Genomic DNA, 22,843 nt, shown 5'->3' on the forward strand with positions numbered 1-22,843 from the left:
CAATAGTTTCTACGGGAGGAAAAAATATGAACCCGCGAGTGCTGCGCGTACTCGAATACCATAAAATTGTCGAGAGACTTGTGCAACAGGCGAGCACGCGGATGGGGAAGGAGCTTGCGGAAGCGCTGCATCCCGCGTCCCGTTTGGATGAGGTGAGACAGGCGCTGGCCGCGACGGAAGAAGGCAGAACCGTGTACCGGTTGAAGGGGCTGATTCCGCTCGGAGGAATCCGGGATATCCGGCAAGCGGTGAAACGTGCGGCGGTAGGCGGCATGTTGGAAACGAAAGAATTGCTGGATGTGGCGGATACCATCAGGGCGGGCCGTCGCCTTCGCAAATTTTTGTTCGATCTTGCGGACGAACATCCGATTCCGACGTTAAAAGGCCTGGCCGGCGAATTGTTTGAACTTCGCGAACTGGAAGAGGAGATTCGTTTCGCCATCGACAACAACGCGGAAGTGACGGATCACGCCTCTCCCGAGTTAAAAAGCGTGCGCAACGAAATTCGCCAAACCCAGGCAAAAGTCCGGGACAAGCTCGACTCCATTCTCCGCAACCTGGAATACCAAAAAATGATGCAGGACGCGATTGTGACCGTCCGCAATGACCGCTACTGCATTCCCGTAAAGGCGGAGTACAGAGGCGCTTTCGGCGGAATCGTGCACGATCAGTCTTCCTCGGGAGCCACGTTGTTTGTCGAGCCCGCCGCGGTTGTCCAATTGAACAACCGGTTGCGCGAATTGGAAGTGAAAGAACGGCGGGAAATCGAGCGAATTTTGACCCGTTTGACAGCCCGGGTCGGCGGGGAAGCCGAGGTGCTTCAGCGCGGCTTAGGCGTTCTTGCCGAGATCGATTTTATTGTTGCCAAAGCGAATCTCGCCCATGAAATGAAGGCCGTAAATCCCGAAGTGAACGATCAGGGCCGAATTCGCCTGAAAAAAGCGGTGCATCCGTTGCTTGACCGGGATAAGGCGGTGGCAACCGATATACGGCTGGGCGACGATTTCAGTTTGCTGGTCATTACCGGGCCGAATACGGGTGGCAAGACGGTTACCCTGAAGACGGTCGGGTTGCTGACGCTGATGGCGATGTCGGGGCTTCACATCCCGGCGGACGACGGAAGCGAGGTCTCCGTTTTCGACGAAGTGTTCGCCGACATCGGCGACGAACAGAGCATTGAACAAAGCTTGTCGACATTCTCGAGCCACATGAAAAATATTACGCAGATTCTTGAAAAAGCGGATTTCCGCTCGCTGGTCCTACTCGACGAATTGGGAGCGGGCACCGATCCGGCGGAAGGGGCCGCCCTGGCGCAGGCGATTTTGGAATTCCTGCGGAAGCGGGGAGCCAAAACCGTGGCGACCACCCACTACAGTGAGTTGAAAGCGTACGCGTATTTGCAACCGGAAGCGATCAACGCATCGGTCGAATTCGACGCGGAAACCCTGCGCCCGACTTACCGTTTGTTGATCGGGGTGCCGGGGCGCTCCAACGCGTTTGCCATTTCGGAACGTCTTGGACTTCGCAAGGAAATCATCGAAGATGCGAAATCCCGGATGAACCGGGAGCACGCGCAGGTGGAGGACCTGATCCGGCAGCTTGAGGCCAACCGGTTGCAGGCTGAAAAAGACAGACGCGCAGCGGAGGCGGTCCGCAAAGAAGCGGAAGCGCTGCGCGAACAGTTTGAGAAGGAGCGCGAGCGGTTCCTGAGCGAGCGGGATCGCAGAATGGAGCGGGCGGCGGAAGAAGCGCGCGAAATCGTGAAAAAAGCGGAGCGCGAAGCGCAGGAAATCATCCGGGAACTGCGCCGGATCCGGGAGCGGGAACAGGCGAATTTCAAGGAGCACGAACTGATCGGGTTGCAGAAAAAGCTGGAAGAAGCCGTCCCCGCACGCCGGGAGCCCCATATCCAGCGCAAAGTGAAAGCCGCCCGTGAAGTGAAGGAGATTCGTGCGGGGGATGAGGTGCAAGTCTTGTCGCTAAACCAAAAAGGCACCGTTCTGGAAGCGGGTCCGGACGAGGCGTATGTCCAGATCGGTTCGATGAAAATAAAAATCAAGCGATCCGATCTCGAAAAACTCGAAGAGAAAAAACAACAGGAAACCCGGGGAATCGTCAAGCGAAAATCGGACGAACCGACGCGGCTCGAATTGGATTTGCGGGGAGCGACGGTGGAAGAAGCGGTCTACGAGATCGACCGGTATCTGGATCACGCGGTCATGGCCGGCCTGTCCCAGGTGTCCATCATCCACGGAAAAGGAACGGGTGCTCTCAGGGCGGGCGTGCAGGAGTTTCTGAAGACACATCCGCAAGTCCGTTCGTTCCGGATCGGGGAACACGGCGAAGGCCACACGGGAGTCACGATTGTAACGTTGAAATGAATAAATTACATGTACATGGGCTGTCCCAAATGTCATTCAGTCATTCGGGATTACCCTTTTGGGACAGCCCCGTCGGGTGTCTTACGTCGTTTGTCTCCCGCGGTCGGCGAATAATGGGAGAATCAAATAGATCGCGTAGGCGCATACCATCCAGATAGCAAACGAGAGCAGTTGGCCATGGCTTAAGGCCGGGAAAAACACGGTGTGCCACCACAGGGAAAAAGTGTCCAAAAACAAGCCGACAGCCGCTCCCCACACTCCGAACTTGATTGCGGCGTTGGGGCTGCGGTCGATACGGGTGTACAACAGAATCACAAGATACAAAAGAATGGCGGTGCCGGCTTCCAGCACCAGAAACACCGGGAGGAAGCTGTCTTTGTCGGGATCGACAAGAATGGCCGGACCGAGCAACATGAAAAAGGCGGTGGCGGCGCCCCAGACGAGTACAGCGAACAAAAGCGTCAATCCGATTTTTTGGAAGAACATGGTTTCACTCCTCTTCAGTCGGGTTTGCTTGAGAAGCTTGCGTCAGGTGGTGAATCATCAGTTCAAGCTCCTTAAAAACCTCATCTGCCGGGAAATCCTTCGATAAAAGGGCCTGCAGCGCGAGACCGTCGATAATCGCATTGAGGATAATGCCCCAGGTTTTCAATGAGACCCCTTCAACCGGGGACCGCGGCCAGACCGAAGTAAGCTGTTCCGTAAGAAACCGGTTTTCGTACTCCAGAAGATTTCCCAACTGTTCTTTGATTTTTTCATTCTGAAACCCCGAGACAACCAACGACAGAAACAACTGGTGATAAAAGGAGTCGGGTGTGCACCGGCTGCGTGCGGAATCCAGGGCGGACCTGATTTTTTCGTGCCCGGTTTCGGGAATGAGTTTCAGCGATTCCCAGGAAGACTGGCACAAATCTCTGACGATTTCAAACATCAGTTGTTCCTTGGTGCGGAAGTGGTAAAAAACCGTTCCTTGGGTCACGTTTGCGCCCTTTGCCACGGAATTGAGGGTCAGCCGTTGAATCCCCTGTTCCACGATACATTTTTTGGCCGAATTGATTAAGTCTTGCTTTGAAACCACGTTAGGTTTTGCCATACAAACTCTCCAAACTTCGTGGGGTGTGAGCAAAAAAGTTATTCAACCAACTAAATAAAACTTTATAGCATCGTTTCCCCTAAGTCAAGTGAGATGTGAAGTTGTCAAAAATAAAAAAATTAGTCAGTTCTTAAAACAAAACGACAAAATTAGTCATGGTTCGCTATAGACAACCTTTTGCAAAGAGGGAAATAATAGAAATAGGTTCGCAATCATGTAAAAAGCGGGTAAATGGGGGAAGGGGGAATGTCATTGTGGAAAAATTAAATCCCACAGTTGCTGAAATGTTAAAGATTTTTCATCTTGATAAAGTGTTTGTTCAAGGAAAAGGACCGTATTTATATGACCGGGACGGCATACGCTATATTGATTTTATCGCTCAATACGGAGCGATTCCGCTTGGTTACAACCCGGATGCGATTTGGGAGAACATCGAAGATTTTCGCAAGTCAAGCCTTCCAAGTTTGTGTCAGCCCTCCGTTCCATTAATTGCGCAACAGTTAGCTAGTTGGTTAACTAAGTTCACCCCCGGGGATCTGTCGATTTGCACGTTTGCGCAAAGCGGCGCGGAAGCGATCGAAGCGGCGATCAAACTCGCAAGGTCGGCGACGAAAAAGCGCAAGATCCTCTCCTGTTACAAAGGCTTTCACGGCAAAACGATGGGTGCTCTTCACGCTACGGGGCAAAAGGTTTATCAGGAACCTTTTTTTATCGATTCGCAAGATTTTTTGAAAATCCCGTATGACGATATTGAAGCGTTGGAAAAAGCATTGGCCGAATCTCACCATGAACTGGCCGCATTTATCGTGGAACCGATACAAGGGGAGGGGGGAGTGCGTGTCCCGGCCGGGAATTACCTGCAAGAGGTATCAAGGCTTTGCAAGCAATACGGCGTATTGCTGATTCTTGACGAAGTTCAAACCGGGTTGGGCCGGATGGGCAACTGGTTAGTCTGTCAAGAGCAGGGGATAGTCCCCGACATTCTGGTGTTATCCAAAGCGCTTGGTGCCGGACTTGTGCCGATTTCGGTCTGCATCAGCAGTCCGGGGGTGTGGAACGAGGATTTCGGGCTGAATCACAGTTCCACTTTTGCCAACAACAATTTTACATGTAGCGTCAGTCTGGCTTACTTGCGCTATCTGGAAAAACATCCGGAAATATTTGCGGAAGTGAAAAAAAACGGAAACGAAATGTTTGAACGGTTCAGGTCGATTCAAAAAAAATGGCCGAATGTCATTAAGGATGTTCGGGGCAAAGGGTATTTACTGGCGCTTGAATTTGAGGGGATTGACGCGGGGGATTCTTTCGAGCTCGCCAATGTTTGTTCACAGGGTGGTTTCGCTTATCTGGTTTGCGGATTTTTGTTAAATGTTTACAAGTTGCGGCTGATGCCGTTTTTGAATGAAAAAACGTCCGTCCGAATTGAGCCGCCGTTAATCATTTCGAGAGAAGACATCGATTATCTGGTCGAGGCGATTGACCGCTTGTGCGAAATCCTCTATTACAAAGATTTCTATCTTCTCTATCGCTATACGGTCGGCGACTATCGCGTTCCATACGAAGTTCGCGATTATCGCAGTAAATACCGCCCCGTGGTCGGGTCTGCACTTGATAAAGGAAAGACTCCGGATTATGCGTTTGCATTTTTGTGTCATTATCCGGCGCCGCGTGACTTGGTGGTCAACACTCCTTCTTTTGAGCAGTTTGGCGAGGAAGAATTGAAATCGATTCTGGAATGGCAGGCGGACTTTGGCGAACCTGGCGTTTTCTGCCATATGCCGGCTGTCCGGTCGCCGCATGGCGAAATCATCGAGGGGTGGTTGATCGGAATCCCGTTTGGCGGGGAACAAATTTTGGAACGGCCGCGACAAGAAGTTCTTAAAGCGATCCGGTCGGCGATCAAGAAGGGACGGAAATTGGGAGCCAACGTGTTCGGTCTGGGAGCTTATACGTCCATTGTTTCCCGCGGAGGATTGGACTTGTTGGATGAGGGCGTCACGCTCACGACGGGCAATACCTTTACGGTAATCACTTCCGTTGATGCTCTGGTGAAAGCGGCCCAAAAAATGGATATCGACATTGAGCGGGCAACCGCCGGTTTGATTGGGGCCAACGGTTCGATCGGGCGAGTCTGTTCCATTATTCTGGCGCAGTTTGTGTCCAGTCTCATACTCGTCGGTCGCAATACGAATCCTGAAGTCAATCTCAAGAGACTACGGAAATTGGCAAACGAAATCTATTTGCATGTCCTGTTGTATCAAAAGGAGGGACAGGGGATTCGGGAAAAAGTGCTGGCCTTGCTGAAACCTCTCCGGCAGACAACTCTGGACGACCGTTACCTAGAATGCCGGAAGCGACTGGATACAATTATCAATTCGACCATATCGGAAGCCCAGATCGATGGTTTGTATGTCCTTGACGACATTGAGTTTCTGTGCGAACTGCACGAAGTGGCTCCCCCGATTAAATACAGTATAGACATTGGAACCGCATTGCCTGAGATGGACCTTGTGCTTACAGCCACCAGTACTCCGGACGAATTGCTGCCGATCGGGCAAATTAAACGGGGAGCGGTGATTTGCGATATATCCCGTCCGGCGAACGTTGGCAAATACGTTCAGAATGAACGGCCTGATGTGCTGGTAATCGAAGGAGGTTTGGTTCAGTACCCGGACCCGATTTCATTTGGCCAGAATCTCGGTTACAAACCGGGCGTCAACCTTGCCTGTCTTTCGGAAACAATGCTGTTGACGTTTGAAAAGCAAACCAAGAATTACGGAATCGGCGGCCGCATTACGATGGAAGACGTGCATTATCTGCAATCGATCGCTCAAAAGCACGGATTCCAGCTTGCCAGCCTGCACAGCTTTGAAAAAGAAATAAGCGAAGAGAAGATTCATGCGGTGAGACGGCAAGCGGAGTGCCTGTGCGCCGTGAATTTGTAAAAAAGAAAAGAACAGGAGGATTCAAAATGAATGTCTTGGCTCAACAAAACAAGGTATCGATGAAAAACTTTACGATTGAAAAATGGTTCGAAATCGTGCCTCATGGCTATCTGAAGGGGATGGTGTTCGGCCATTCGCCACAGTACGGGGTGCCAGATATTTTGTTGGAGGAAGGCTTGCTGCGCCGGGTTTGTCTGTATGACCTTGCCATTTTTACGCAAGCCGAACGGGTAGCCGTGCAAACCGCTTCCGGTCTCACCGCTGTTGCGGACGACGATTGGAGCCGGATCTTCCTTGCCACGCAAACTTTTGACGAAGCCCGCCATTATGAGGTTTTTTGCCAAAGAATACGGGAAATGGGCTTAACGGATGATGAACGCGAGCAGTTGATCTCCATGGTCATGACCGATTCCATGCTTGAGTTTCAAAACTTGATGTTGCTGCAGGTTGAACGGGAAGACCTGTTGGGCGGAATCATTGCGTTAAACATCATATTGGAGGGCATGGCGTTTCCCCTTTATAGCTATGAGGCCAGGTATTGGAAACCGTTCGATCCCGGACTCAGCGAAATCATCATCGGCGCGTTTAAGGACGAAACGAGACACGTTGGTTTCGGCGAGCAAAAACTGGCGGAAGTCATTGGCAAGTTTCCCCGCGAAAAGGAACGATTGTCCAAGCTGGCGGGCGAACTGTCAAAGATCATGGAAGATTCCTTCAATACCTTCCTGGGCCTGTTTGTGTCCGAATACCAAGAAGCGTGTCAGGAACATGCGGACTTGATCGGCGACACCGAGATTGCGCCCGGTATGCGAATGATTGACACTCCTGTCGAAGTTCAGGTGAAACTTCTGCTGAACGAAATCAAGGAAGTTCACAAGAACCGCTTGGAACGCATCGGGCTCGCATTGCTATAGCCGATAGCCGGGCAGAAAGGAAGAAACCGGAAACATGCCGTTTGTAACTGAAGTTGAGGCACACGATTGGACACATGAAAAAATCAAAAACAGTATCTTTCAAGATGATTGGATTCTGTATACCACCAGTGACGAAGATTCGGAATCGGAATTAAAAGCCCTTGCTATCGACCTGGACGACACGGTTGTCGTGATTACGGGAAGCGGCTGCCGGAGTCTGGCTTTATTGGCGGACGGCCCCAAACGCCTTGTCTCAGTTGACGCCAACCCGCATCAAAACTTCTTGCTTGAGTTGAAAATACAAGCGATGAAACATTTGGACCATCGGGAATACCTGGAATTTCTCGGAGTACGACCGGCTTCCTTCAACCGCCTGGAGATTTACCGCGAATTTGAGCCGTTTATCAGTCAGCCAGCCATCTTATTTTGGCGGAGACATGCGGACAAGATCAACCGGGGTGTGATCTTTCTCGGCAAACACGAATTGTTTTACAGGAAATATCTCGGTTCCTTGCTGTTCCGTCTGAAACGGGGCCAGTTCCGGGAGATGCTGAAATGCGAAACGATCGAAGAGCAACGCCGTTTTTTTTACGAGAGGTGGAATACCCCGTTTTGGAAATGGTTGATCAGGACTTTCAGCAACCCGAAAATATTCGAAATCGCATTAGGCGATCCCAGCTATTTTCAACAAGTGGAAAAGGGAAAGTCTGTCGGAAACTATTTGCTTGAACGGATGGAACATACCTTCACCAATCACCTGGTCAGGGAAAATCATTTTCTTACTTTTCTGTTTTGCGGCGGGTATGTCAATGAGGAAGCAATGCCAGTTTATTTGCAAAAGAAGTTTTTTGACCGCATCAAACAAAATCTTGAGAAAATCGAGATCGTAACGGAACGCCTGGATGCTTATCTGGCCTCGCTGCCGGAATCCAGTGTCGACAAAGTATCTTTGTCGGATATTTCCGGTTGGATTCCGGAGGCCGAATTTTACACGATTCTCGATGAAGTGGTCAGAACGCTACGCGTTGGCGGCAGGTTCTGCTACCGCAATTTTTTAGCAAAACGGTCAATTCCCAAATATCTGGGATCGCAAGTCATGCGGGATGTGGATATGATCGCCCGTTTGAATCACGAGGACAAAGCGTTTGCATTCACTTTCGAGGTAGGGGAGAAAATCGAAGGAGGGCCGAAACATGAACACTCATTACGAAGTGAAGCTGTTTGATCCGGAAACGGAAACCCAGGGGTTTATCGTGATCGACAGATTAATTGGGGGACTGGCAACGGGCGGTTTGCGGGTATCCCCTACCGTGACGCTGGATGAGATCCGGGATTTGGCGGAAATCATGACCTTTAAGCATTGTGTGATGGGATTGCCGCTCGGCGGAGCGAAAGCCGGTATTGTAGCGGACCCTTCCGCTCCGGACAAACATGCGAAACTCTCCGCTTTTGCCCGGATGGCGGAGCCCTTTCTGGGTTCTTGTTTCCTTGTCGGCGAAGATATGGGAACCAATGCGAAAGAGGTGCGACATATCTATCAGACTATCGGTTTGGATCCGATCGATTTTGTCATCCGGCACTTGCGGAACAAAGGCGTCGAAGTATATGTGCCGGAAGGCGTGACGGCTAACGATCTGTTGAGTGGACAATTTATGGACCGATTGGCCGGGTTCGGTCTTATGGAGGGAATCGATGAAGCGGCCGGAATGCTGGATTTTCAACTGAAAGGCGCAAAAGTCGCCATCCAGGGATTCGGCAAGGTTGGAGCGGGGATTGCGAAGCTGTTGGCCGAACGGGGCGCTACCATTTGCGCGGTCAGTGACATCGAGGGAACTATCTTCCGGGAAGAGGGACTCGACATTGACGGATTGAACTCTGCCCGTAAGGCAAACGGATGCATCGACCGCGAAAAGTTAACGGGAGTAACCATCAAAGACCGCGATCAAATCTTCGATTTTCCGGTCGATATCCTGATTCCGGCCGCGGCCGCACGAGCCATTAACGGCGAAAACGCTGCTCAAATTCAAGCGAAATTGATTGTGGAAGGCGCCAATATGCCTACCACATTTGAGGCGGATCAAAAATTATCCGACCGAAACATTCCTGTACTTCCAGACTTTGTCGTCAATGCGGGAGCCGCAACAGGTTTCGGGCTTCTCATCACCGGCCAGGCGGAGCTCGGAAACGTGTTGGAAGAATGTTCGCGGCGTATTCGCCAAACTGTCAGAACGATCATCACTCAAAGCCGGGACCAGGGGGAAACCATCAGAACAACCGCAATCGCTCTGGCTTCCGCCAAACTCCGTCAGATGCTGCGGACGGAACGGCTCCCATCTTCCACTGGTGTGTGAGTCATGAGCGAAAAAAGTGTATGGCAGTGGGTGGAGGAAAAACAGACGGGGGCCATGAGGCGGTTTAAAGATTTTGCAAAACCTCTGGCTTTGCTGATGGGGCTGCAGTTTGGCATGTTCAACACCGTATGGGGGAGGGAGTTTTTGTACCGGTACTGGGGACCATGGCTTGGAGTGTTGTTGGCTCAATTGTTCGGATTCAGGAAAACGGATGATTTTAGGCAGAATGCTGCCGAGTATCTGAAATATGTTTCGTTTTACAACAACCTGAGTTATGAAATCATCAAGGAAACGGAATCGGAAATCGTCGTGAGGCTGCCAGGTTGTCCGTTCGGATTGGCTGAAGGACAGGGAAAACTGTGCCAGGCTACCCACGGTCTGGATCTGACGATGGCGAAAAATCTCGGGTTCGTTTTGGAAGTGGAACAAACTTTTGCCGAAGGACACGGCCAATGCCTTTTTAAACTGGTCAAAAACGGCTGGCGAGAACAAAATACCCAATCTTGAGAGGGGATTGTCAATGAGTATGTTAATGGATACTTTGGCCCGGTTTTCCGAGAAAATCAACAATCACCCGGATGTGCTGAAACATCTGGAAGATTGGGATTGCAATATCAACGTGGAAGCTGTGGATACAAACGACACTTACTGCATTGTTGTAGAAAATAATGTTACCCGCATTCAAAGCGAGCGCGTGGAACCGTGTCACGTTCTTTTGGTCGGCCAATCGGATTGCCTTGTCGGGATTTTCAACGGCGAACGGAGTCCGGCCAAGGAATACGCTGCCGGCAGACTGCGGTTTCGGGGAGGCATTAAAGATGAGATGAAACTGGATATGATAGTGAAAATCCTGTGGAAGTAAGGTGAAATCCAATGGCGGTTCTCAGACAAAGCCTGAAAATGAGCGGTTTAGTGGCAACAAGCGCCGGTTTGGCGATGGCGTCAAGCGTTTACTCCGTTGCGGTCGAATCGGCGCATGCCGCCGGTGGAATATGGGTTGCCGCCGCAATCGCAATCGCTGGCCTGGTGAATATTCTTGCCGGTGCCAATTTTGCGGAACTGGCGAGTATGTTTCCCGTTGCCGGGGGTATCCATGTGTTTATCAGACAGGCTTTTGGCATACGGCTCGCCACGACGGTAAGTCTGATGTACATTGTTTTGGCTTGGTGTGCGGGTGCGGCGGAAGCTTATGTCTTTGCAAGGGTGGTGAAGTTTCTGGCCGAGTATACCGGTTTCACTTTTTTGTCTCGGGTTCCGGAACTGGCTTGGGTGGTGTTGACGATGACCTTATTTTTTTTGGTGAATTTGGTTGGTGTCGAGACTGCCGGCAGGTTGCAAGAGTGGCTTACCTTCAGTGTGTTTGGCATGATTGCCGCCGTTTCGGTTTATATTTTTTTGGCGGGTAAAAGTGAAGCCAGCGCACCGGAACTTTCGAGACTCTTCGCTTTTACCGATGGCATTTCATTTATGACGGCGATAGCACTTTCCATTTATTTGTACATAGGGTTTGAATGGGTGGTTCCCATGGTGGAGGAAGTGAAAGATATTCATTACCTGTCGAAAGCGATGTCGGTTTCGATCATTCTGCTCATGGTTTCCTATTCCTTGTTCACGGTGGCGATGACCTGGCATATACCGGTCGAAGAACTGGTCGGGTCGTCCGTACCGCATCTTGCGTTCGCATCGTCGATGATGGGTCCAGTAGGTTTGGCGGTCATGGGAATGATCAGTTTTTTGGCCACTTTCACTTCTTTTAACGCGGGCATGATGGGAAACTCGCGGCTCTTATACGGACTGGCGAGGGAAGGGATTTTGCCTTCTTTTTTGGATAAAGTTCATCCGAAGTTTTACACCCCTTGGGCGGCGCTCACTCTTATGTTTGTGATGCAGTTGCTGATTACGATCGCCGTTGTGTTTACGCAATATTTCCTGGTACCTGTCACCCTGTCCGCGATTATCGAGTGCGTGATTTACGCTTTGATTGCCGGAACTGTCATCCGTTTGCGCAAAACCATGCTCCATTATCCTCGATCCTATCGGTCGTTTTGGTCCAAACACATTCAATGGCTCACCATTGGCGTTTACTCGCTATTGGTGATTTGCCTTTTGCTCCCTCCCACACCGTGGATTGTAGCGCCGATTTTCTTGTTCGGCATGGGAAGTTGTTATCTATATGCCCATTACAGGATTGAGCGTCAACAAAAGGCAAGCGATATGAAATCCCGCATGGTCGGATATTCCTGAGCCTGAGCCGGTCGCTTGACGGTATTTCACAGCTACTTACGGGGGAGAGAACATATGAACAAAAAAAGCGTCCTGATTGCACTCCTTGCTGTATTGCTTCTGGGCGGCGGCGGAACGGTCTTTTACTATTGGTATCGGGCGGCCCACTACGTGGAAACGGAAGATGCCCGCATCAGCGGCGATATCTACCGGGTAATGCCGAGGATATCGGGAAAACTGACTTCCTTAAAGATTGCGGAAGGAGATTATGTGGTGGCAGACCAAATCGTCGGCCAGCAGGACGTAACGAATCTCTCCGGTAACATGCTGAATCATGCCACACTGCGCTCTCCAATCGAAGGAACGGTCGTGAAGATTTTGGCGAAAGAAGGGGAAGTGGTGGCGCCAGGCCAAACGGTTGCCATGATAATCAACAAAAAAGACCTATATGTAACTGCCAATATTGAAGAAACAGACCTAAACAAGTTGCAGATCGGCCAGTATGTCGAGTTTACGGTAGACTCTTTCCCCGGTCACAGATTAAGCGGGAAAATCAGAAAAATCGGGGAAGCGACCGCTTCCATTTTTTCATTGCTACCGGTGGTCAATACAAGCGGCAACTACACCAAAGTGATACAACGGGTGCCGGTTGAAATCACGATTGACGATCAACGGAACCTGCCTTTATCCCCGGGAATGAGTACAGTCCTCAAAATTCATACCGGAAACCGGAAGGATGGTGGGAATCCATGAAGAAACATAGTAAGCGCGGCATATTGCTGTTGGTCTCATTGTTGTCAATTATGTTGCTGGCGGGATGCGGCAAACCGGAACCTGCGGCAAAGGCGGAGGACCGCGTTTTTACGGTTAAATTTTTTACGGTTGGAACAGGTGCGTCAGTCAAAGGAAAAGTGGCTGCCAGTGAGGAGGTTCAGGTTGCTTCAAAACTTTCGGAGAGAGTCAAGGCCGTTCATGTGCAGGAAGGCATGAGGGTGAACAAAGGACAGCTTTTAATTGAATTGGAGCCGGACGATTATGTGAGCAGAGTGCTGCAGGCGGAAGCGCAGTTGCAAGCTACTCAGGCAAAGTTGGCCGATGCGCAGGCCGATTCCCGGGAGCCGCAAACGCGGCAATTGGAGATCGAGGTGACGAAATCCAAGGCGGTGCTGGATCTGGCGCAAAGCAATTTTGACCGTACCAAAAGCCTGTATGAGAGCGGAGCGATCCCCTTGTCCGCTTACGAGAAAGCTCAGTTGGAATTGGAAATCGCGAAAAGCGGGTACGAGCAGGCCAAGGCGAAATTGGAACTCGACCGGGAAGGGGCGTCTGCACACACGATTACCGGATTGCAAGCTCAGGTGAACCAGGCGCAAGCTGCCTTAGAGATGGCCCGCAACGCCTACAATCAGACACGAATTGTGGCCCCCATTGCGGGAATCGTCGCCAAGAAAAATATCGATCCGGGTGAGATGGCATCCCCCGGCGTTCCGCTGGTGACGCTGGTAAATTTGGATGAAGTGGCGATTGAAGCAAGCGTTGCGGAACATCTCGTTTTCCGGTTGAAAGCGGGAGATTCTGCGATCGTACGGGTTCCCGGTCTGGGGGACTCAAAATGGGCGGGCACCGTCTCGTTTGTGGGAGAGGTTTCCGACAATAACAGCAACACCTTCCCGGTAAAAGTGAAAGTCGCGAATCCGGACGGGATCCTGCGGGCCGGTATGATAGCGGAACTGGCATTCTTATTGCCGGGACAAATCGAGATTCCCGCAAGCACTGTTGTGGAGAGGGAAAATAAAAAATATGTCTTTAAAGTCATGGGAGACACGGTGCAATTGGCCGAAATTCGCGGCAGGATGAAAGATGGCAACTGGTTTGTGACGGAGTCGGGGATCCGTGAAGCGGATAAGTTGGTGATCCGGCCTGACAGCACCTTGCAAAACGGGGCCAAGGTCCGGGTCGAGTAGGAGGGGATTCACCGTGAAGCGACGAACCGGTCTTTCGATGTTCATTCTGGTCCTCGGAGTCTTTATGTCCGTTTTGGACACGACCATCGTGAATGTGGCGATTCCCAAAATGATGGCCGTTTTTGGTGTCACAACCTCGCAAATTCAATGGGTTGTCACGGCTTATACGCTTGTGGTCGGCGCTCTTGTGCCGGTGACGGGGTATTTGGGGGACCGATACGGCTATAAGCGGATTTTTCTGTATGCTTTGGCGATTTTTACGGTCGGATCGGGTCTTTGCGGGATGGCCTGGAGCAATGAATCGATGATCGTCTTTCGCATTGTTCAGGCTGTCGGCGGCGGTGCGTTAATGCCGGTCAGCATGGCGATGGCCTTCCAAATGTTTCCGCCCGAACGCCGCGGAACGGCCATGGGAATTATGGGCATTGCCATTATATTTGCGCCGGCATTGGGACCTTCGCTGAGCGGATATTTGACCGAATACTTGAATTGGAGGCTGATTTTCTATATCAACGTGCCGATTGGAATGATCGATTTTTTGTTGGGGGTATTGATTTTACAGGAGACGGAGACGGTTTTCAGGCAGAAATTTGATGTTTTGGGATTCGTAATGTCTTCCGTCGGTTTCGCTTCACTGTTATATGCTCTTGGTATTATGCCCGATAGAGGGTGGTCGGATGTTGAAGTGGTTTCATTCCTCCTTGTTGCGGGAATCAGTTTAACGGCTTTCGTCCTGATTGAACTGAATGTGAAGGAACCCATGCTAGATCTGAGGTTGATGAAAAATCCGGTATTCTCGTTGTCTCTGCTGATTGCCAGTTTTGCGAATATCATTCTGTTTGGAAATGTGTTTCTGATCCCTGTCTTCTTGCAGAATGTTTCCGGACTTTCGGCGGTTCAGACCGGAATCCTCCTGCTGCCACAAGCGATTGTGATGGGGATCATGATGCCGATCTCGGGCGCATTGTTTGACAGAATCGGAGCCCGGTGGCTGGCGGTTGTAGGGTTGACGATCACTGCGTATTCGCAATATTTGACCCATTTTCTCGATGTGAACACTTCTTTCGCAACGATCACGGCCTGGATGATCATTCGCGGTCTGGGAGTGGGACTGATGATGATGCCCGTTACGACGGCGGGAATGAACACCGCTCCCAAGAAAAAGGAGGGGCAAGGATCGGCCATCACCAACACGGCCCGGCAAGTCAGCGGCTCATTTGGCATCGCTTGGTTAAATGTGTTGCTGTATGAACGCATGACCTTTCATGCCGTGGTCTCTGCCGAGCAGGTGAGTGAGACATCGCTTACGGCAAGCGAACTGCTGTCTCAAATCGCGAGGATGCTTTTCCTGAATGACGGCAAACCGGCAGATGGAAAAGCGGCTACAATAATTGGAGAGTGATGAAAACGGGGCTGTCCCAAAAATCAGAAGATGACTTTTGGGACAGCCCCCTTGAAATGTCAAGCAAGACGGCCAGCGCCCTTGACGGAGCCGGACCGGTTGCGACCGCTGGCGACCATCTCTATCAATTTCCTGCCGAGCCAAACCAGGGACACGACGACTGTCATGCTAAACAGCACATTAAACAAAAACAGATGTTTCGCGAGATCCGCCTCCCCGTCGCCGAGCAAAGGAATCACAAATTGCAGCATCGCCATCACCACAAGCAGCAGCAGGAATTCCATCAACAGCTTGCCGTGCAAAACCGGGCTTCGGCGGTGTTCCCGATAGAGGAAGCCGAGGAACAGCGCGGCATAAGCAATCAGGAACCAGATCGATTTCGGAAAAACCGAGTTCAAAATCCACGTCCACTGGCTGAAGTTGCGACTCAGCGCAAGTGGCCCCCTGTTGGCGCTTTTCTCGTAATTTCCCAGGTAAAAGCCATTGTTTAACGAGTTTTTGGCTACGACATCCAGTTTTTTAAAGAAACGCACGGGGTGGTTCAGATAGAACATCGCCACTTTCTTTTTACTGATGCGATCGTAATATCCCCTTGCAAACTCTCCACTGTGAATGTCGATTTTTTTGTCCGGCGTAAAATAGTTGGTTCCCGCCAGCACCGCGTACTCTTCGCTCAATCCCAGTTCTTTCAGATCCGCCCACGGGTTGGGAGAATCTTTCAGAATACCGTAAAACACCGTCTGATAGGTATTGATCCGGTCAAAGGGATTAAACGCGGACATTGCCAGCGACACCAGCAAAATCAGGACGGAAAAGGAGGCGACCGTCCGTTTCCAGCGTTTGTCCGGATGGAGTTTCATCAGCCGTAAGCCAAACAGCGGGAGCATGAAGCCGAGCAGCGAATTTTGCACTTTTGCCAGCACCAGGCAAAGCGCAGTCAGGAAAAAGCCGCTTAGCATCCAATAATTCGGCCGATTCTTGTGCGTTTGTCCATCGGATTGCAAACCGGCATCCACGGCGCTTTCCGCCGGAAGGCTTCCCCCGGGAGCGAACAGATGCAGGGCAAAGCCAAACATCGCCAGCAAGAAAATCAGGGACGCATTCTCCGAGTATAGCGAGTTAAAATAGGCAAAGTAGCCGACATCGACAAACGAGACAAACAACAACAGCGCGATCAACCCTCGTCCCGGCAAATTCAGTTTGCGGATTCCCGTAACGATCAACAGCATGGCCGCCAGAAAGGCAATGGAATGCACGATGCCGATCGAGCGGATATCAAACGTGCTGCCCGGGGCAAAAAGCGGGTTGACCAGCAAGGTGAGTTTCAAAAACAACACTTCCGACGACACATACGAACCGAAACGGGCTGTTGTGATGTCAAAGTTGCGCACAACGTAGTTAAAATATTTCTCGTCAAAATCATCCGTCCGGTACTGCAGTCCGGCCCACTGCATCATCCGTTCAAAATCCCCGTTGTTGGCAAGCCCCACAATCGGCGGGATCAGCAGTTGGACAACCAATACAATCCCCATCGGCAAGATGACCAGCAAATCAAAATTTCGTATCAATCGTTTCATGCAAGATTCCTTCCTTTACGGTTTTGACATGACCGTATTGGACGGCGATGAAGCCTGTCCGCCGGCACTTACGGCACGAACGCGATAGGAATAAACGCTGTCGTGATCCAGGGCATCGTCCGTGTACGATGTGCCGGTGACCTCGGCGATTTGCTGCCAGGAACCACCCGAACTGCGTTCAATGGCATATCGAACGGCCCCCGGCACCTGATTCCAGGAGAGCGCAACACTTCCGTTCCCCGCACTTAACGAAAGGGAAGGAGCCGGCGGAGAAGCCGGCGTCAAACCGCTTCCCGCTTTGACGGCTCCCGACACGGCGGATGTGCCGGACGCGTTTTTGGCTGCGACTTGATACCAAACGTTTGGACCGGTCGCCGTGATATCCTGGTAACTTGTGCCGGGAGTGATAGCGAGGGTCTCAAAGGAGATGCCGTCGACGCTTCGGTACAGGATGTATTCGATGGCCCCGGGGACCGCTTTCCAGGAAACGGCAATACCTGCAGGGCTGCTGACCGCTGCAAGTCCGGATGGAGCGGTCAGACCCGTCCCGCTTGTCCGGCCCGGCATTGCTTCGATAAAGTCGTGCGCGGGTTGAATGGTGCCCTTTATGACCGACGACACCTGATAATAGTAGACGGTTCCGGGCTGAACGCTTGAGTCTGTATATTCGGTGCCGGTTAGGATTTCCGACACGATCGCATAGGGGCCGGTCTGTGAAGCGGACCGCAATACGACATAACCGTCCGCTCCCTGTACGGGGTCCCACCGCAGAATGACGGAACCGGAGGGACCGCTGGCCGCTTTTAATCCGGTCGGGGATGCCGCGGCAGAGTTCCCGTTTTGTTCTTGGCTGAACTCATGCGGCATTTCCAGGTAGGCATCGGCGGGTTTGTATCGCGGATCTCCGTTGGGAAGCGTATACGGTTCCCGCTTGATGAAGATTCCGTCTTTCACGATGCCGCCCAAATCTGCAGTCTTGTCGTTCAACAAATATTTTTTGCCGTCGATCTCAACATATTTGACGCTGATCATTGCGTCGCAGGGCTCTTTCGGTTCGGTTCCCGCAACGAACAAATCGGTTGTCACAGTGTTGAGAGCCCGGCACAGGTCGGTCGGGATTTTGCCCGATTTCGTGCAGACTTCCGCCCGCACAATCCCGCCCGGCATACCGGGGAAACCGTCTTCTTGCGCGGCGATTTTCGGATACGCTTGCTCCATGATGGCGTTCCACAGCAGGATGGGCCGGAGGCCGCGGCTGTCCGTGTCGCTCAGACGGTCCATCGGATAAGGGATGTCATAGCCGACCCAGACGCCAAGGGTGACTCCCGGCGTAAAGCCGATAAACCAGGAATCGGTGGTGTCGTCCGTGGTCCCGGTTTTCCCTGCGATGGCGCGGCCAGGAAACCGGGCGCCCACGCCGGAAGCGGTACCTCTTTTTACAATGTCCTGCATCATGTCCGTCAGCAAATAGGCGGTCTGGACGGAAAAAACTCTTGTTTCCCTCGGCTTGTGGACATAAATTTCCTTTCCGTTGCGATCGACGATTTTGTCGATCAGGTGCGATTCTTTCCAGACCCCGGCATTCGGGAAGGTCGAGTAGGCGCTGGTGGCTTCCTCGACGGAAAGGCCGTAAGCCAAGCCGCCAATCCCCGAGACGAGATGTTCGTCGCTTTTGTCCAGGGTGGTTACCCCCATTTTTTTCACGTACTCCAGCCCCACGGAAGGGGTTACCAGTTGGGTGGCTTTGATAGCCGGGATGTTGTAGGAGTGGCGCAACGCTTCCCTGACTGTAATCAAACCGTGAAATTTCCGGTCGTGATTCATGGGGAAATATTTGCCTCCGGCTGCGTTGGCGTTTGCCAGCGGCAGCGGCGTGTCGTCGAGGACCGAGCCGGGCGAGAGCAGTTTTCTTTCCACCGCCGGACCGTATACCGACAGCGGTTTCATGGTCGAACCGGGTTGGCGGGGCAAAATCGTGTGGTTGTTTTGATCCCGCTGATAGTCGCGGCCGCCGCCGATTGCAAGGAGCCCCCCGGTTTTGTTGTCTACCAAGCTCGCGCCGGCTTGCTGCAAGGCGTTCTCGACGGTTTTGCCGTTCTTCGCCGTATAAGTGACCGGTTTCGGGTAAAAATTTTTGTCGTTGCCGAGAACCTGGTCCACTGTGTCCTGCAGATTCCGGTCTATCGTCGTATACACTTTGTAGCCGCCTTTAAAAAGCGCTTGCCGGGCATCGTCGAGGCTGTCGTATTTTGCCACGGTCATCAGTTTCTCGGCTGCGCGTTGTTCCACTTCCGAAATAACAAACGGATACTTGCCGTATCCAGTGGCGGTGACGGCAGGTTTCGCGATGGACGATTGTATATCGAAGGCGCGGGCTTCCTTATAATCCGCTTCCGTTATTTTTCCTGACTCCAGCATGCTTTTCAGGACATAGTCCTGATACTCAAGCGTTTTTTCCAAGCGGATGTAGGGATTGTACTTGCTCGGATTGTTGGGCAGTGCGGCAAGCAGCGCCGCTTGCGCAAGGTTCAGGTCTTTCGGATCTTTGTTGAAAATCGCTTTGGAAGCGGCTTTGATTCCGTACAGATTCGAATTGCCCGATTTGCCGAAATAAATCCAGTTAAAGTAATGAACGAGGATTTCTTCTTTGGTCATCGTCCGTTCGAGCTGCAGGGCGAGGTACATTTCCTGCACTTTTCGTTTGATCGTTTGCTCCTGCGACGGGAACATCACGTTTTTTACCGTTTGCTGGGTGATGGTGCTGGCTCCCGACACAACGCCCCCGCCGATGAAATTTTGGTAGGCAGCCCGCAGTATCGACAAGGGATTGATGCCGTGATGATTGTAGAAATCTTTGTCTTCGGCCGCGATAAAGGCATTCACGACAAGCGGGGAAACTTCCGAAAGGCTTTTGATCAGTTCGCGGTTTCCGTCCGTTTGCATGGAACCCAAGAATTCGCCGTTGCGGTCATATACGTTGGTTGTCGCCGAAAGGTTGCTGAAGGCTTGAGGGTTGAACGCGGGCGCATCTTGAATCAGGTAGTATGCGTATCCTGCCCCGGCGATCATTCCCGTCGCGCCCAGCACCAGGATCGAAAACAGGCCGATTTTCAGCCACCGGCGGAACGTCCGGTTCGGTTTGTTCGGATTGGAACGAGTCCAGTCGTCCGGCGGCGCTTGTTTTTTTGTGTGTTCCATCAGAGATCCCCCTTATCGTGTCTCTATTATACCAAATTGCGGAAACCGTTTAAGAGACTTGGTTCGACCCGTTCGTTTTGACAATGCTTGCCGGCGTGTGATACATTTATGTACGATTAGAATAAACAGGATTACCCAAAACATACTTTGCTGTGACACGGTTTAACCTGGATGGACATCCCTTTCCGCAGGCGTTTGCTCGCGCCTTGGGAAGGTTTTATTTTTGTGGACGGGGGACAGAATTTTTATGGAAATGCCAAAAGAGACTGTAGAAGCGAAAGATCCAAAGGTCGAGGAAGAGGTCGCAAGACAGATGTCTATCATCCGCCTCGGTACGGCCGAGATCGTGCCCGAGGACGAACTGGTCAAGAAGCTGCGCCGTTCGATTCAAACGGGCAAGCCGTTGATCGTGAAACTGGGAGTGGATCCGTCCGGTGCCGATTTGACGCTCGGGCACACGGTGGTTTTGAACAAGATGCGGCAGTTTCAAAATCTCGGACACCGCGTTCAGCTTCTGATCGGGGATTTCACAGGGATGATCGGAGATCCCACCGGCAAGTCGGAAACCCGCAAACAGTTAACGCGGGAAGAAGTGCTTGAGAATGCCAAAACATACGCCGAACAAGCCTTTAAGGTGCTCGATCCCGAAAAAACGGAGATCCTGTACAACTCCACCTGGTTGGCGCCCTTGACGTTTGCGGACGTGGTGCGGCTGACTTCGACAATCACGGTGGCCCGGATGCTTGAGCGGGAAGATTTTCAAAAGAGATATTCGAGCAACCAGCCGATTGCGCTGCATGAATTTTTGTACCCTCTCATGCAAGGGTATGATTCGGTGGCGATGCAAGCGGACGTCGAACTGGGCGGAACGGATCAAAAATTCAATTTGCTGATGGGGCGCATGCTGCAGAAAGAGTTTGGCCAGGAACAGCAGGTTGCGATCATGATGCCGATACTCGAAGGCCTCGACGGCGTTCAGAAAATGTCCAAGTCGCTCGGCAACTACATCGGCATCAACGAACCGCCCGCTGAACAGTATGGAAAAACCATGTCGATTCCGGACGAGTTGATGATCAAATATTTCGAGTTGACCACCGACGTATCGGTGGAAGAGCTTGCAGCCATCCGTTCCGGGTTGGAAAACGGCAGTCTTCATCCGCGAGACGTAAAAATGCGCTTGGCACGCGAGATCGTCACCCGTTTCCACGGGAAAGAGGCGGCCCAAGCCGCGGAAGAACATTTCAAAACGGTGTTCCAGCAGGGAGCCGTTCCTGAGAATATTCCCGAGGTCAGTCTTGCGGCCGGAACCTATTGGATCGTGAAATTGTTGACCGATACGGGGCTTTGTCCGTCGAACGGAGAAGCGAGAAGGATGATCCAGCAAGGCGGCGTCAAGCTCAACTCCGAAAAAATCGACAATGTGGAAGCCCGGATTCAGGCTGAAAACGGAATGATCCTGCAGGTCGGAAAACGGAAATTCGTCAGAATTCGACTCGAGTCATAAAAATTGTACTGCCTGTTCCCTTTGGCTCATAAAATGAAGCCGAAAGGGGAGAGGCGTGCATGGTGAGATTTCGAAGAAGACGCATGCGCCTGCGGCAACCCGTTAAGCGATGGAAAGCCATAACCGTGACGGTTTTGTTTCTGGTGATTCTCATGACGGTACAGACATTCATGTTTCTTGAATACAGTCTCCGGCCGGAGTTTGTCCAAATCGCCGAAAACTACACGCGTAAAATCGCAACAGAAGCAATTAACGAAGCGATCACAAGGAAAGTGGCGGAAGAAACCGATTATCAGCAAATCGTGCAGTTTTTTAAAGACGACCGGGGAAATATCCGCTCCGCGATCTTTAATATGTCGGAAGCCGGCCGAATCAAAGCGCAAGCGACCAATCGCGTGCAAAGCATATTGCGGGAGATCGAGAAAAAGGAAATTCGACTTCCGATCGGGCAAGCCATGCATTCCTCGATTTTGGCTACGTTGGGTCCCGACATACCGATAAAAATCGTGCCGATGGGTACCGTAAAATCGGATATTGACGAACACTCGGAATCCCTTGGCATCAATCAGACCAAGTATTCTTTAAAATTGATCATCCACGCACAAGTCAATGTGATCATCCCTTTTGTCACACAGCCGGTGGATATCGAGACACAGGTTCCGATCGCTTCGATTATGATGGTGGGTGAGGTTCCGCAATTTTTTTACGATGCCAAAGGAACCCCGTTCGCTCCGCCCGGAGCCCCGTATCAACTGCTGCCGCCCGCCACACCTGCCCCGAAATGAAAGCGATAAGTCCTTCAGTGGAGCGAATAAAGGTGGGATGCAAAGATGAACCGGGTGACAAATGATTTTGTGCGTTTGTTTAACGAACGGCAGGATTTTTACAAATGTCACGAAATTTTTGAAGCAGCTTGGAAAGAAACGAACCATCCGGTGGAAAAGCCGTTTTACAAAGCTTTGGTACAAGTGGCAACCGCTCAATTCAAACTGCAAAAAGGGATGTTGCGGGGTGTCAAGAAATTATTCGCATCCGCATACCCGTCGTTGCAGATGTTGCCGGACGTTGTGCATGGTATTGATCTCGTAAAATTACGTGAAAACTTTACGGAACAGGTTCGTTCGTTGCCGGATGTCGATTTGCTTCAAGAAGGGGAATACGAGCGGTATGGATTGCGGCTCATCCGGATTCAGCCGGCCGGTAAAGCGAACAACTGAGGGAAAAGAAAATGGGCGGTGAGGTGCGACAGTTCGGCGGTCTGCCGCCGGTAGAGGCGGCCATCCTGAAATTT

The 22,843-nt window shown here is 51.6% G+C and carries 18 protein-coding genes; 14 read left to right on the top strand and 4 right to left on the bottom strand.

Translation table 11 applies throughout. The features are described 5' to 3' along the window. Positions 1-26 precede the first annotated feature (26 nt). On the top strand, positions 27-2,381 hold the full coding sequence (locus AC4ED1_RS11615; protein WP_490938736.1) for an endonuclease MutS2: 2,355 nt from the start codon (positions 27-29) through the stop codon (positions 2,379-2,381). Positions 2,382-2,462: 81 nt separating this feature from the next. Here the strand turns inward: AC4ED1_RS11615 and AC4ED1_RS11620 are convergent, their stop codons facing one another. Then, positions 2,463-2,867 (bottom strand): hypothetical protein, encoded by a 405-nt coding sequence (locus AC4ED1_RS11620; RefSeq protein ID WP_490938738.1) that lies wholly within the window; start codon positions 2,865-2,867, stop codon positions 2,463-2,465. 4 nt (positions 2,868-2,871) lie between these two features. After that, the gene (locus tag AC4ED1_RS11625) at positions 2,872-3,474 is read right to left on the bottom strand and encodes a TetR/AcrR family transcriptional regulator (RefSeq protein ID WP_490938740.1); all 603 of its coding nucleotides are present in this window, start codon (positions 3,472-3,474) and stop codon (positions 2,872-2,874) included. Between the two features lie 254 nt (positions 3,475-3,728). On the opposite strand from AC4ED1_RS11625, the gene AC4ED1_RS11630 reads away from it, so the two are divergent. Genes AC4ED1_RS11630 through AC4ED1_RS11675 form a run of 10 tightly spaced genes read left to right on the top strand, consistent with a single transcriptional unit; the run spans position 3,729 to position 15,273 of the window. Next, positions 3,729-6,419 (top strand): aminotransferase class III-fold pyridoxal phosphate-dependent enzyme, encoded by a 2,691-nt coding sequence (locus AC4ED1_RS11630; protein ID WP_490938742.1) that lies wholly within the window; start codon positions 3,729-3,731, stop codon positions 6,417-6,419. Positions 6,420-6,445: 26 nt separating this feature from the next. Continuing rightward, the gene (locus AC4ED1_RS11635) at positions 6,446-7,333 is read left to right on the top strand and encodes a ferritin-like domain-containing protein (protein WP_490938744.1); all 888 of its coding nucleotides are present in this window, start codon (positions 6,446-6,448) and stop codon (positions 7,331-7,333) included. 34 nt (positions 7,334-7,367) lie between these two features. Next, entirely contained in the window at positions 7,368-8,558 is a 1,191-nt protein-coding gene (locus AC4ED1_RS11640; protein ID WP_490938746.1) for a DUF3419 family protein, read from the top strand. Further along, positions 8,527-9,684: a Glu/Leu/Phe/Val family dehydrogenase gene (locus AC4ED1_RS11645; protein ID WP_490938748.1), complete on the top strand. Its 1,158-nt coding sequence runs from the start codon at positions 8,527-8,529 to the stop codon at positions 9,682-9,684. Before AC4ED1_RS11640 ends, AC4ED1_RS11645 begins: the two co-directional genes overlap by 32 nt. Positions 9,685-9,687: 3 nt before the next feature. Then, positions 9,688-10,191: a hypothetical protein gene (locus AC4ED1_RS11650; RefSeq protein ID WP_490938750.1), complete on the top strand. Its 504-nt coding sequence runs from the start codon at positions 9,688-9,690 to the stop codon at positions 10,189-10,191. 13 nt (positions 10,192-10,204) lie between these two features. Beyond that, the gene (locus AC4ED1_RS11655) at positions 10,205-10,546 is read left to right on the top strand and encodes a hypothetical protein (RefSeq protein WP_490938752.1); all 342 of its coding nucleotides are present in this window, start codon (positions 10,205-10,207) and stop codon (positions 10,544-10,546) included. 11 nt (positions 10,547-10,557) lie between these two features. Further along, positions 10,558-11,928, top strand: coding sequence for an APC family permease (locus tag AC4ED1_RS11660; protein WP_490938754.1), 1,371 nt, complete (start codon positions 10,558-10,560; stop codon positions 11,926-11,928). A gap of 54 nt (positions 11,929-11,982) precedes the next feature. Further along, positions 11,983-12,660 carry an HlyD family secretion protein gene (locus tag AC4ED1_RS11665; RefSeq protein ID WP_490938756.1) on the top strand — a complete coding sequence of 226 codons (678 nt, stop codon included), beginning with the start codon at positions 11,983-11,985 and terminating at the stop codon, positions 12,658-12,660. Beyond that, on the top strand, positions 12,657-13,871 hold the full coding sequence (locus tag AC4ED1_RS11670; RefSeq protein WP_490938758.1) for an efflux RND transporter periplasmic adaptor subunit: 1,215 nt from the start codon (positions 12,657-12,659) through the stop codon (positions 13,869-13,871). Before AC4ED1_RS11665 ends, AC4ED1_RS11670 begins: the two co-directional genes overlap by 4 nt. Before the next feature lie 13 nt (positions 13,872-13,884). Then, positions 13,885-15,273 carry a DHA2 family efflux MFS transporter permease subunit gene (locus tag AC4ED1_RS11675; protein ID WP_490938760.1) on the top strand — a complete coding sequence of 463 codons (1,389 nt, stop codon included), beginning with the start codon at positions 13,885-13,887 and terminating at the stop codon, positions 15,271-15,273. A 59-nt stretch (positions 15,274-15,332) separates the two neighbouring features. Here AC4ED1_RS11675 and wsfD read toward each other — a convergent pair whose 3' ends face one another. After that, on the bottom strand, positions 15,333-16,850 hold the full coding sequence (wsfD, locus tag AC4ED1_RS11680; protein WP_490938762.1) for a glycan biosynthesis hexose transferase WsfD: 1,518 nt from the start codon (positions 16,848-16,850) through the stop codon (positions 15,333-15,335). 15 nt (positions 16,851-16,865) lie between these two features. Beyond that, positions 16,866-20,048: a transglycosylase domain-containing protein gene (locus AC4ED1_RS11685; RefSeq protein ID WP_490938764.1), complete on the bottom strand. Its 3,183-nt coding sequence runs from the start codon at positions 20,046-20,048 to the stop codon at positions 16,866-16,868. 247 nt (positions 20,049-20,295) lie between these two features. On the opposite strand from AC4ED1_RS11685, the gene tyrS reads away from it, so the two are divergent. From tyrS to AC4ED1_RS11700, 3 genes are read left to right on the top strand one after another with little or no spacing between them, the layout of a single operon-like run. Further along, positions 20,296-21,552 (top strand): tyrosine--tRNA ligase, encoded by a 1,257-nt coding sequence (gene tyrS, locus AC4ED1_RS11690; RefSeq protein WP_490938766.1) that lies wholly within the window; start codon positions 20,296-20,298, stop codon positions 21,550-21,552. 59 nt (positions 21,553-21,611) lie between these two features. Beyond that, the gene (gene yunB, locus AC4ED1_RS11695) at positions 21,612-22,337 is read left to right on the top strand and encodes a sporulation protein YunB (protein ID WP_490938768.1); all 726 of its coding nucleotides are present in this window, start codon (positions 21,612-21,614) and stop codon (positions 22,335-22,337) included. Positions 22,338-22,382: 45 nt separating this feature from the next. Then, on the top strand, positions 22,383-22,769 hold the full coding sequence (locus AC4ED1_RS11700) for a DUF309 domain-containing protein (RefSeq protein WP_490938770.1): 387 nt from the start codon (positions 22,383-22,385) through the stop codon (positions 22,767-22,769). Positions 22,770-22,843 lie beyond the last annotated feature (74 nt).

The sequence above is a fragment of the Effusibacillus sp. SKA8 genome (genome assembly GCF_058273125.1).